The following is a 10934-nucleotide window of genomic DNA, read 5'->3' on the forward strand; positions in this document are numbered from 1 at the left end:
GTTGTTAGATTCGGCGGGGGCTTGAAACGAGGCGTCGATGGTTCAGTGGGAGATTCCTAGACCGCCGACCAGCGTCTCGGTGCTGGTTGACGTGGGTGTTGAGTTCGGTGTGCCCGCAACTGCATGCCTGGCCGGCACCGGACTCACTGAAGCAGCGCTGCGGGACGCCGGTACCGAGGTGACTGCGCGGCAGGAACAGGCGGTGGTCGGCAACTTGCTGGCAGCGACGGACGGCCGGGCTCAGCTCGGACTGGAGGCCGGCAGCCGCTTCCACCTCACGTCATTCGGTTTCTGGGGTTTTGCCTTGGTGAGCAGCCCAACTGTCGGCGGCGCGCTCGATGTCGCGCTTCAGTTCCTTGACCTTACGTATGCGTGGTCGCACTTCGGCCTCCGTCGCATCGGCGATGAAGTCCAGTTGGTACTCGATGCTCCGGACGTGCCAAAGCCGTTGAGGCGCTTCGCCATCGAACGTGATCTCGCGGTCACCGCCACGCTTCAACGCGAACTCTTCTCTGCCCAGATCCTGGCCCGGCGGTTGGTGCTCTCGTTTCCGCCCGCGAATCCGGAGCGCTACGAGCAGGTCCTGGGAATTACGCCGGAGTTCGCCGGCGACGAGACATTTCTTGTCATGGATGCCGCCCTGCTTGAGCTGCCGATGCCGCAAGCCGATGCGCACACCCAAGCGCTCGTGCAACAGCAATGCCGAGAGTTGCTCGAGCGCAGTAGCTCCCGCACCGGTGTCGCGGGCCGGGTGCGCGACCTGCTGCTGGCGCGACCCGGCGACCCGCCGGCGGCTGAACACGTCGCCCGTGAACTCCTGATGAGTTCCCGTACCCTCCGCGAACGCTTGGCTGCCGAGGGGACTTCCTACCGTGAGCTGCTCGACGAAATCCGGGAGCGCCTCGCCGAGGAGATGCTCGTTGCAGGCCTAACGGTCGCCCAGGCTGCTGAACGACTCGGCTATCTCGAAGTGTCGAGCTTTTCGCACGCATTTCGACGCTGGAAGGGGATGGGACCGCGCGCGTACCGGACGGCCAAGGCGGCCTCGGCCTGACGGCCGCCGAATCTCACAAGTCTGGCGCCGACCGGCACCTGCCCCACGGCTGGACCATGGCTAAGAGTCGTGGCCATGCGCGACTACGACATCGTCATCTTCGGAGCGACCGGCTTTACCGGTCGACTCACTGCTGAATACTTGGCTGAGCAGCTGCCAGCGGATGCCCGTTGGGCCATTGCTGGCCGTAACGCCAAGAAGCTGGCGGATGTCCGCGATGCTCTGGGCCGGCCCAACTTGCCGATTCTCGTCGCGGACTCGTCCGATCCGACCGCACTGGCGAAGGCCGCTGCGTCAACCCGAGTACTGATCACGACGGTCGGCCCCTACCTGGAGCACGGCGAGGCGCTCGTGAAGGCCTGTGCAGAAGCGGGCACCGACTACCTCGACCTCGCAGGCGAGCAGGAGTTCGTCGACACCATGTTCGTGAAGTACCGCGACATTGCCACCGCTAGCGGCGCCCGGATCGTGCACTCGGCAGGCTTCGATTCGGTGCCGCACGACCTCGGCACCTACTTCACCATCAAGCACCTTCCCGAGGACGTGCCGATTACCGTCGACGGCGTCGTCCAGACCTCGGGGGAATTCTCGGGCGGCACGTTCCACACGTTCGTCAATTACCTTGCGCGGCTGCGCCAGTGGCGTGCGGCGGCCCGTGCACGGGCCGCCGTCGAGGGCCAGCCGGCGCGGCGCGTCTCGCGGAACCCGAGCGCGCGGCCGACGCGACGCTTCGGATTCTGGCTCGTGCCGTTCCCCGGCGTCGACGGTCAAAACATCGCGTACTCGGGTCGGCTACTCGACCGGTACGGACCGGACTTCACGTACCGGCACTGGGTCGGCACCCGCCACCTTGCAGTTGCGGTCGGGATCATCGGCTTGGTCGGCGCGTTGCTGGTCGGTGCGCAGTTCAAGCCGCTCCGGTCGCTAGTGCTCAAGCTGAAGGACCCGGGCGAGGGGCCGACCGATGACGTCCGCGCGAAGAGTACGTTCACCGTCACCCTCCACGGCGTCGGTGGCGGCCGACACGTGGTGAGCCGAGTGTCCGGCGGCGACCCGGGCTACACCGAAACGAGCAAGATCCTCGCCGAGGCCGCCATGAGCCTGGCATTCGACGACCTGCCGCCGACGGCCGGTCCTGTCACGCCGGCCGCCGCCATGGGCGATGCGTTGATCGACCGCTTGGTCAAGGCCGGAATCACGTTCGAACTCGTCGAGGAGGGACCGGCCAAGTGAAGGGCCTGACGGTGCGCCCAGACGACGACGAGTTGGACGCTCCGAACCTGAAGACGCTCATCCGGCTCGTCGTCGACGGCGTCTTGGCACCTCTGCGGGACCCGCGGGGCATCGTCATCGCAACCGCCCTCGTTGGACTTTGCCTGTGGGGATTCCATGGGAATCTCGAACTGCTGGGCAAGATTTGGGACGGCTGGACTGGCCCAGGAAGCGACCCGGCCGGACGGGCCAGGATCATTGCCGGAGTCCCGTGGGACCAGGAATGGCTCAGCTTCTGGGCTGGTGCGCTGTTGGTCGTCGGTCTGCCGGCGTTGGTGATCAAGTTCGTGTTCAAGCGCAAGTTGAGCGACTTCGGACTTGGCATGCCGGCCAAGGGCCGCGGAAGACTTGCGGCGGGCTCTGCCGGCGCGCTGTTCGTGCTCGCGTTCGCGTCGTTCTACCAATACGGCCACAGCGCCGACATGTCGGCGGTTTACCCGTTCTATCGTGACTTCGACAACGCCGGGCAGTTCGTGATCTACGAGCTCGGGTACCTCCCGTTCTTCCTGGCCATCGAGTTCATCTTCCGCGGCTTCTTGCTCTTTGGCATGTACGTCTTGCCCGCCCGATCAGGGGAGCACGCACCGGACCCGACGTCGCTGCGCCCGGATTGGCGGTTCCTCATTCCGATGCTCGCGTACACCGCGTGGCATCTGGGCAAGCCACTGCCCGAGCTCTGGGGCACGCTCGTGTGGGGCCCGGCCGCGAGTGCGATTGTGCTTGCGACGCGCTCGATTTGGCCGATCGTGCTCGTCCACTGGCTGCTCAACGTGTGGATGGACCTCGTCTCGTGGCAGGGCTGGTGAGTCACCGCTGGCGTCGTTGATGAGTCGGTGGATGGCCCGTCCAGCGGATGTAGGCGCGGCGGAACTCTCTGGCATCGCTGAACCCGACTTCGTGGGCAACGGCGTCCACCGTCATCGTCGACTCGACAACCAGGAAGGTTGCCCGCCGCTCGCGGACCTTGTCGCGTACGGTGCTGAAACGCTCGCCGGCGTCGGCGAGTTGGCGACGCAGGGTGCGCTCGGTGACATGCAGACGGTTCGCGGCTTCGGTCATCGTCAATGTGTTGCGCAGGTTCTGGGTCAGCAGAGCCTCGATCGCGACAGTGATGTCTGGGCGCGCGCCTTCGAGATCGAGCAGCCGTCGGCACGCCTCGACGGCAACCGCACGGGTGGGCTCGTGATGGGTCGGGGAAGGGTCGTCGAGTACCGACGATTCAAAGACCATGCGGTTGGCGTGGGCGCCGAGCTGCACCGGGCAGCCGAAGAATCGGCGGTACTCCCGTTCGTATGGCGGTGCGGGATAGGCGAACTCAACGTACTTCGGAGACATGTCGGGTCCGAATACCGAGCGAATGAATAACATTGTGCTGCAGAAGGCTTCTTCGCACAGGAACGCCACCAGATCTGGTTCCGGCGCGCGTTCGTGCACGCTCAGCACCAGGTCATTGCCGATGACCTCGGCGTCCATGTCGGTCAGGCTGCCGGATGCCTGGTGCAGTTCCAGACCGACGGCCACCGCGTCGGCGACCGTCGCGCAGGACTGCATGGCCACGCCAAGCATCCCGAAGGTCAGCAGGACGTCACGTCCGCCGACCTGCATGCCGAGCGGCCGTCCGGGCATGGCGTGCACGGCACGCCGCAGGATCGTGGCGGCCTGGCGAAAGGAAACTTTGATGCTCTCGGAGGTGACGAGCTGCACCGGAGTCACGCCGGTGCCGGAACACCACAATGCGACGGGCAAGCCTTCGCGTTGGCCGATCTCCACGACGCCGGCCAGTACCGACGGTGGGATCACGGCTTCACTTAGCCGCGGGTCGATCGACGTGACCACAACAACCACGCTTCCTGTCCGGTTTGCCCCCCATGCTAGCCGGAATTGCCCTCCCGCGATCCACAGCTTGACCGGTTGAATTCGATGCATCCGCGACACCCACGAGAGGAATCCATGACTGACAACACCGATTTCACGGGAGGGCGGGTCTGCATAGTCGGCGCCGGCCCGGCGGGACTGTCTGCGGCGCGCGCCCTGAAGCGGCTCGGCATTCCCTACGACCACTACGAGCGGCACTCCGACGTCGGCGGCATCTGGGACCTCGACAACCCCGGCACGCCGATGTACGAATCCGCACACTTCATCTCGTCGCGCAAGACGTCGGGGTTCTTCGACTTCCCGATGCCCGACACCTATCCCGACTACCCGAGTAATCGTCAGATCCTCGAGTACACAAAGGATTTTGCTGACGCCTACGGGTTACGTGAAGCGATCCGCTTCGACTGTACGGTTCAGCGGATCGAACGAGTCGACGGCGTATGGGAGGTGACTCTGCCCGACGGCTCGCAGAAGCGATATCGCGCGATCATCTGCGCGACTGGTGTCACGTGGTCGCCGCGGAGCCCAGAGCACCCCGGCGAGTTCAACGGCGAGATCCGGCATTCGTCGACCTATCGTGACCCGGCGGAGTTCCGCGGCAAGCGGGTCCTGGTCGTGGGGCTTGGCAATTCCGGTGCCGACATCGCGTGCGACGCCGCCGCCAACGCCGACGCGGCGTTCGTCAGCGTGCGTCGGGGCTATCACGTCATTCCCAAGCACATCTTCGGAATTCCGTCCGATGAGTTCGGCTCGCGCGGTCCGGATCTCCCAATCCGCGTTGAGCGGCCACTGATGCAGCTGCTGCTACGGGCGATTCTGGGCGATCTGACGAAATACGGACTGCCGAAGCCCGATCACAAGTTGTTCGAATCGCATCCGCTGTTGAACAGTCAGCTCCTGCACTACCTGCAGCACGGCGATGTCACCATCCGCCCAGACATCGCGAGTTTGGACGGTGATCAAGTCCGCTTCGCCGATGGCAGTTCTGAGGAGATCGACCTGGTCCTGTATGCCACCGGTTACGACTGGTCGATCCCCTACATGGATGACAAGTACTTCGTCTGGCGCGACGGCCGGCCGGATCTGTATCTGTCGACGTTCAACCGGGATTACCGCAACGTGATTGGGCTGGGCTACATCGAGATCAACTCGAGCGCCTACACCGTTTTCGACCACATCAGCAACCTGGTTGCCCAGTACCTTCACGACCAGGATCACGACCCGGACCGGGCCGCCACGTTTGACGGCTTGATCGCCAATGACCGTCCCAGACTCAGTGGCGGCATCCATTTCCTTGATTCGGCACGACACCGGTCGTACGTCGACGCCCGCACGTACCGCAAGTATCTGGCCGAGGTTCGCAAGCGCATGGGTTGGCAGGACCTCACTGCTGGCATGTTCGACGGCTTGCGGATGCCAGCCGACAAGGAAGCGGTGCGGGCGTGAAGACGGCGGTCGTGACGGGAGCAGCGGGAGCCATCGGCTCTGCGATCTGCGCCCAATTGCTTACCCGCGGTTACCAGGTGCTCGCGGTCGACGTAGATGCGAACGGTCTCGAGCGGCTTGGGTCGCAGGTTATTCCGGTGTGCACCGACTTGACCGCTCCAGAATTTTGCGAGCAAGTCGTGGACGCTCTTCATGGCGCCGGGGGCCGATGCGATCTACTCGTCAACAATGCCGGCGTCGTGCACGCAGGGCCGATCGAGACTTTGGATCCAGAGCTGATCCGCCGCGAGCAACAGATCAATCTCCAGGCGCCGGTCCTGCTTACTCGCGCATTGTTCCCGTTGCTGAAGCAGAACCGTGGGCAGGTTGTCTCCGTCGCCTCGCTCGCGTCGATGCTGCCCCTTGCCGAAAGTCCTGGCTATTGCGCGTCGAAGGCCGGGCTGCGCGCGTTCATGCTGGCGTTGTCGTTGCGGGAGAAGGAGACCGGCGTGCGAATCGGCTTGGTACACCCCGGCGCAGTGGACACGCCGATGTTGCGACACGAAGTGGCCAATGGCGGCTCGGCGCTCAACTTCCTCGGTACGCCGTTGAGCCCAGACACCGTCGCCACCGCGGTCGTCGGCAACCTCGACCATCCACGTCTGGAAACCAGCGTTCCTCGCCGTGACGGATTTCTGGTGAAACTGGACGGGCTGGCTCCAGGTGTTTTGCAGCGTATTCGGCCGCTTCTGGAAAGAACGGCGCAGTCCAACCTGGAGAGGTACCGGCGCGACAACGGAATTTCGGACTCGCGATGATCTTGGTGTCGGGCTAGGCAAACCGGCCATTCCCTGGCGGCCTCCGGATTGAGCGCACCAACCTGATTGTTGTACAACGAATCTCGGGTTGCGTCCGGTAGCGTCGGGCCTGTCGTCTGGTGTTCGACGGTTCGAAGTCAGGCACCGACGAAGCCCAACGGCGTTTCGACCGCTGGCGTGCGATGAGTCGTGTCCCGTGATGGCAGGTAACAATTTGCAACCTCAATGATTGCGAATCGATACGGAGGTTCAAGCACATCGGCTCGGATCATTACGGTTGCTCAGTGGACCGTCGAACCGCCCTCAAGCTGCCCCTGCTCGCGGTAGCTGGCGCGGCGCTGGCCCAAGTGCCACGAGCCGCCGCCGAACCAGTCCGGTGGACGGCTGACCGCGCCAACAGCTGGTATCAAGGGCAACGCTGGCTCGTCGGGGGGAACTACATCACCTCGAACGCCATCAATCAGATCGAGATGTTTCAGGCGGGCACCTACGACCCTCGGCGCATTAGCAATGAGCTCGGCGCGTGCCGGCTGATCGGGTTCAACACCGTGCGGGTATTCCTTCACGATCAACTGTGGGTGCAGGATCGCGCTGGCTTCTCCCGCCGGCTCGCGCAGTTCGTCGCGATCGCGGCGAGCCAAGGAATCAAGCCGCTGCTCGTCCTGTTCGACTCCTGCTGGGACCCGCGTCCCAAACTGGGGCCTCAGCGCGGGGCGATGGCCGGGGTCCACAACTCCGGCTGGGTGCAAAGCCCCGGTGCCGAGCGCCTCGGTGACCGCCGCTACGACCCGATCCTGCGCGACTACGTCACCGGAGTGTTGGGCATGTTCCGCAACGACCCTCGCGTGTTGGGGTGGGACCTGTGGAACGAACCCGACAACCCGGCGACGGTGTACCGCAAGGTGGAGCGGGCGGACAAGCTCGACTTGGTCGCAGCGCTGCTCCCGCAGGTGTTCCACTGGGCGCGTTCCGTTGATCCGATTCAACCGTTGACGAGCGGCGTCTGGCAGGGGAATTGGAGCGATCCCCGACAACGCAGCGCAATCGCGAGCATCCAACTCGACAACTCGGACGTCATCACCTTCCACTCGTATGCCAAACCATCCGAGTTCGAGGCCCGGATCGCCGAGCTCGCTCCACTGGGGCGACCGATCATGTGCACCGAGTACCTGGCCCGGGCCATGGGCAGCACGGTGGAGGGAATCCTTCCAATTGCCAAGCGGCACAACGTTGGGGCCTACAACTGGGGCTTGGTGGCTGGTAGGACTGAGACGTATCTGCCGTGGGATTCGTGGGATCACCCGTACACGGCTCCGCCCGAACCGTGGTTTAGCGACCTACTGCTCCCCGACGGACGGCCCTACCGGGCCAGCGAGATTCAAACGATTCGGGATCTCACCAGCACGCCTAGACAGACCTGAGCTTAGCCAAACCCGCAACCAGGTGATCAGTAGTTATTGCAGCTGCCCGCAACGGAGTTGATCAGCCCGGTGTATTGCACGAGTTCCGGTGCGCCTTGGATCTGTCTGATCATTTGCCGACGGCCATCCGGCGGCGACGCGACGAGCGACTGCAGCCAACCCGCTGCGAGCGGATTGCTCGTGAGCTGTTGGGCCGTGGCCGGATCCTTATCGGTCAACGCCGCGATCACCTGAGGATAGGTACACGAAGAGTTGACGATCGCCTCGACATTCGGCTCGGCAGAAGCGATTCCGCTGAAGGCGAACAGCGACAACGTCGCACTCGCAGTACCAATCATCAATTTCGTCGTCAACCGCATCGTGGCCCACCCTCCGAATAGGGCCCGCCAAGTGCGGGCCGCGTAAGCATTCTTTCGTTACGAGCGTTCTTTCGTTACTTCCCAACGTAACGATTCTAGCGCCGAAATGTGTTGGCCCAAGCGGGGCGAGCTAGTGGTGACCGCGGGGGGTCGTCGACAACGCGGTGGACGAGTCGATGGGTCAGGACGTCGACGCCCGACACGCGTTCATCACCAGCAACGCCGACGGCGTTCGCTGAATGAACGTCTCGGCGTTCACAGCGGTGGCGTGCGGTGCGCCCAGGGGCGCGCCTGCTCCAGCTGGCTGGCGACGCGAATCAGCACGTCCTCGCGACCGTAACCGGCGACGAGCTGGACGCCGACGGGCAGTCCGTCATCCGTCCATTCCAACGGGAGGCTGATGGCGGGTTGGCCGCTGCTGTTGAACGGGGGAGTGAACGGCACGAACTGGCCGGCGCGTTCCATCGCGGACATCGGGCGCTCGGGGTCGTTGACGATGGTGCCGAGCGGGATTGGCAACTCGGCGACCGTCGGCGTCAGGAGCAGATCCCAGCCGTCCTGCCACCACGACTGCAGGGCGCGGCGGTATTGGGCAACTGCAGCCAAGGCGAGCGCGTAGTCGACGGAGGTGAAGTGCTTGGCGAATTCGGCTTGGACCCGGTTCATCGGCTCGAACTCGTGATCCTCCAACGGGCGGCCGAGTAGCTCCTCGAAACGACGCCGCGATACTCCCATGTTGGTGCTCCACAACGCCCCGAACTTGGAGCCGAACGTCTTGTCCTCCAAGGCCTTCGGCCACGCCGGTTCGACGTGGTGGCCCAACGACTCGAGCAGAGTGCCGACGGAGCGCGTCGCGTCGGCCACGTCGGCGTCCACCGATCCGTCCTGCGGGTGGTGGTCCAGGATGCCGATGCGCAGCCGGCCCGGATCGGCGCCGAGCTCGTCGACATATGGACGTACCGGCGGGGGCGCGATCACCGTGTCGCCGACTCCAGGGCCAAGCGTCGCGTCGAGCAGCGCGGCGGTGTCCCGAACCGTGCGGCTGACGCAGTGCTGAACCGACAGCCCGCTTTCGTCGCGGGCCGGTCCCGCCGTGATGCGACCCTGGCTCGGCTTGAGCCCGACGAGGCCGCAACACGACGCGGGGATGCGGATCGATCCGCCGCCGTCGCTCGCGTGGGCGAACGGCACCATTCCGGACGCGACGGCGGCGGCCGCCCCGCCGCTCGATCCGCCCGGCGTGCGCGTCGTATCCCACGGGTTGTGCGTCGGCCCCCACGCAACGGGCTCGGTGGTCGGCACGCTCCCTAGCTCGGGGCTGTTGGTGCGGCCCGCGATGACGAGGCCGGCCGCGCGGTAGCGGCTGACCAGTGTCGAGTCGGCCTCGGCGACGACGTTCGCCTCCTTGAGTGCGACGTTGCCGTTGCTGAAGCGCTGACCCGCGTACTCGGCGAAGAGGTCCTTGATGAGGAACGGCACGCCGCGGAACGCGCCGTTGGGGAGCTCGGGGTCGGCGGCAACGGCTCTGGCGTGGTCGAACCAGCGGATCACCACCGCATTGAGGGCCGGGTCGACGCGTTCGATGCGCTCGATCGCCGCCTCGAGGAGTTCACTCGGCGACACCTCACCCGACGCGACGAGCGCCGCCTGATCGGTCGCATCCATCCAACGGGTCTGCTCGGCCAGGGCGCTCATGCCAGCTTGTGTAGCACCAGTCAGCGTCAGATCGGGAGCTTCTCGCGCACCAGGTCGGTGAGGAAACGGGTGGTCGACACCGGCCGGAACGCGCGCGCGGCCGCGGTGAGCGCATCGCGGGAATCGGCGGGCAGCTCCAATTCGGCTGCGGCGACGTTGAATTCGAGTTGCTCGACGCTGGAGGCACCGGGAATGGCGACCACACCGGGCAGGCTGATCAGCCACGCCAGCGCGACTTGGGCTGGCTTTGCGTCCACCTCGGCGGCGACGTCGCGCAACGTCTGCAGCAACGGCTCGATCCGCCGTAGATTCTCGGTGCCGAACAGTGAGTTGATCGCCCGCACGCCGCCGGGTCGATTGTCGAGGCCGTATTTGCCGCCGAGCAGGCCCTGCGCCAATGGGCTGTAGGCGATGACGATGCGGTTCTCGCGCTCGGCGAAGGGGACGAGGTCCTCCAGTGCGCCGGGGTGGGCGAGTGAGAAGTTCACCTGATTGCTGATGACCGGCCGTCCAAGGGCGGCGTCGGCCTTCTGCCAGCGTTCCAGCGAGTAGTTCGAGACGCCTGCCGCGCCGATGGTGCCGTCGTCGAGCAGGCTGCGCATCCCCGGCATGATCACCGAGTCGGGGACCACCGGATTGGGCTGGTGGACCTGATAGAGCGGAATCCGGTCCAGCTGCAGCCGCCGCGCACTGGCGTGAGCGCGCTGCCTGACCACCGCGGGAAACGGGGCCACCGGGAAGATCTTGCTGGCCACCGCCACCTTGGCGCGCTCGTCTCCTAGCGCCTCGCCGAGGATGCGTTCGCTCTTGCCGGTGCCGTAGATCTCCGCGGTGTCGAACAGCGTCACCCCCATGGCCAGGGCGCGTCGGACGATGTCACCTGCGGCGCCCGACGCGTACTGGTCGCCGTAGCCCCACTCGCGGGACCCGAACTGCCAGGTACCGAGACCGATTCGACTGACCTGTCCGACGCTGTCGACTTCGAGATACTTCATGTCTTTACCGTACTGATCTC

At 65.1% G+C, this 10934-nt stretch carries 10 protein-coding genes; 6 read left to right on the forward strand and 4 right to left on the reverse strand.

What is annotated here, in order from left to right:
- Nucleotides 1-37: 37 nt before the first annotated feature.
- From SLQ33_RS11165 to SLQ33_RS11175, 3 genes are all read left to right on the forward strand, one after another.
- Nucleotides 38-1054 (forward strand): AraC family transcriptional regulator, encoded by a 1017-nt coding sequence (locus tag SLQ33_RS11165; RefSeq protein ID WP_319453907.1) that lies wholly within the window; start codon nt 38-40, stop codon nt 1052-1054.
- Nucleotides 1055-1129: 75 nt separating this feature from the next.
- The gene (locus tag SLQ33_RS11170) at nt 1130-2287 is read left to right on the forward strand and encodes a saccharopine dehydrogenase family protein (RefSeq protein WP_319453908.1); all 1158 of its coding nucleotides are present in this window, start codon (nt 1130-1132) and stop codon (nt 2285-2287) included.
- The gene (locus tag SLQ33_RS11175; RefSeq protein WP_319453909.1) at nt 2284-3132 is read left to right on the forward strand and encodes a CPBP family intramembrane glutamic endopeptidase; all 849 of its coding nucleotides are present in this window, start codon (nt 2284-2286) and stop codon (nt 3130-3132) included. Before SLQ33_RS11170 ends, SLQ33_RS11175 begins: the two co-directional genes overlap by 4 nt.
- A gap of 1 nt (nt 3133) precedes the next feature.
- On the opposite strand, the gene SLQ33_RS11180 is transcribed toward SLQ33_RS11175, so the two are convergent.
- On the reverse strand, nt 3134-4252 hold the full coding sequence (locus tag SLQ33_RS11180; protein WP_319454344.1) for an AraC family transcriptional regulator: 1119 nt from the start codon (nt 4250-4252) through the stop codon (nt 3134-3136).
- 24 nt (nt 4253-4276) lie between these two features.
- Here SLQ33_RS11180 and SLQ33_RS11185 point away from each other — a divergent pair, with 24 nt between their 5' ends.
- From SLQ33_RS11185 to SLQ33_RS11195, 3 genes are all read left to right on the forward strand, one after another.
- Entirely contained in the window at nt 4277-5647 is a 1371-nt protein-coding gene (locus SLQ33_RS11185; protein WP_319453910.1) for a flavin-containing monooxygenase, read from the forward strand.
- On the forward strand, nt 5644-6444 hold the full coding sequence (locus SLQ33_RS11190) for an SDR family oxidoreductase (protein WP_319453911.1): 801 nt from the start codon (nt 5644-5646) through the stop codon (nt 6442-6444). Before SLQ33_RS11185 ends, SLQ33_RS11190 begins: the two co-directional genes overlap by 4 nt.
- 284 nt (nt 6445-6728) lie before the next feature.
- Nucleotides 6729-7865 (forward strand): 1,4-beta-xylanase, encoded by a 1137-nt coding sequence (locus tag SLQ33_RS11195; protein ID WP_319453912.1) that lies wholly within the window; start codon nt 6729-6731, stop codon nt 7863-7865.
- A gap of 26 nt (nt 7866-7891) precedes the next feature.
- On the opposite strand, the gene SLQ33_RS11200 is transcribed toward SLQ33_RS11195, so the two are convergent.
- From SLQ33_RS11200 to SLQ33_RS11210, 3 genes are all read right to left on the reverse strand, one after another.
- Nucleotides 7892-8224 (reverse strand): hemophore-related protein, encoded by a 333-nt coding sequence (locus SLQ33_RS11200; protein ID WP_319453913.1) that lies wholly within the window; start codon nt 8222-8224, stop codon nt 7892-7894.
- Between the two features lie 255 nt (nt 8225-8479).
- On the reverse strand, nt 8480-9919 hold the full coding sequence (locus SLQ33_RS11205) for an amidase (RefSeq protein ID WP_319453914.1): 1440 nt from the start codon (nt 9917-9919) through the stop codon (nt 8480-8482).
- Nucleotides 9920-9945: 26 nt separating this feature from the next.
- Nucleotides 9946-10914: an aldo/keto reductase gene (locus SLQ33_RS11210; RefSeq protein WP_319453915.1), complete on the reverse strand. Its 969-nt coding sequence runs from the start codon at nt 10912-10914 to the stop codon at nt 9946-9948.
- Nucleotides 10915-10934: the final 20 nt, after the last annotated feature.

The sequence above is a fragment of the Mycobacterium sp. RTGN6 genome, assembly GCF_033804605.1.
Classification (GTDB): domain Bacteria; phylum Actinomycetota; class Actinomycetes; order Mycobacteriales; family Mycobacteriaceae; genus Mycobacterium.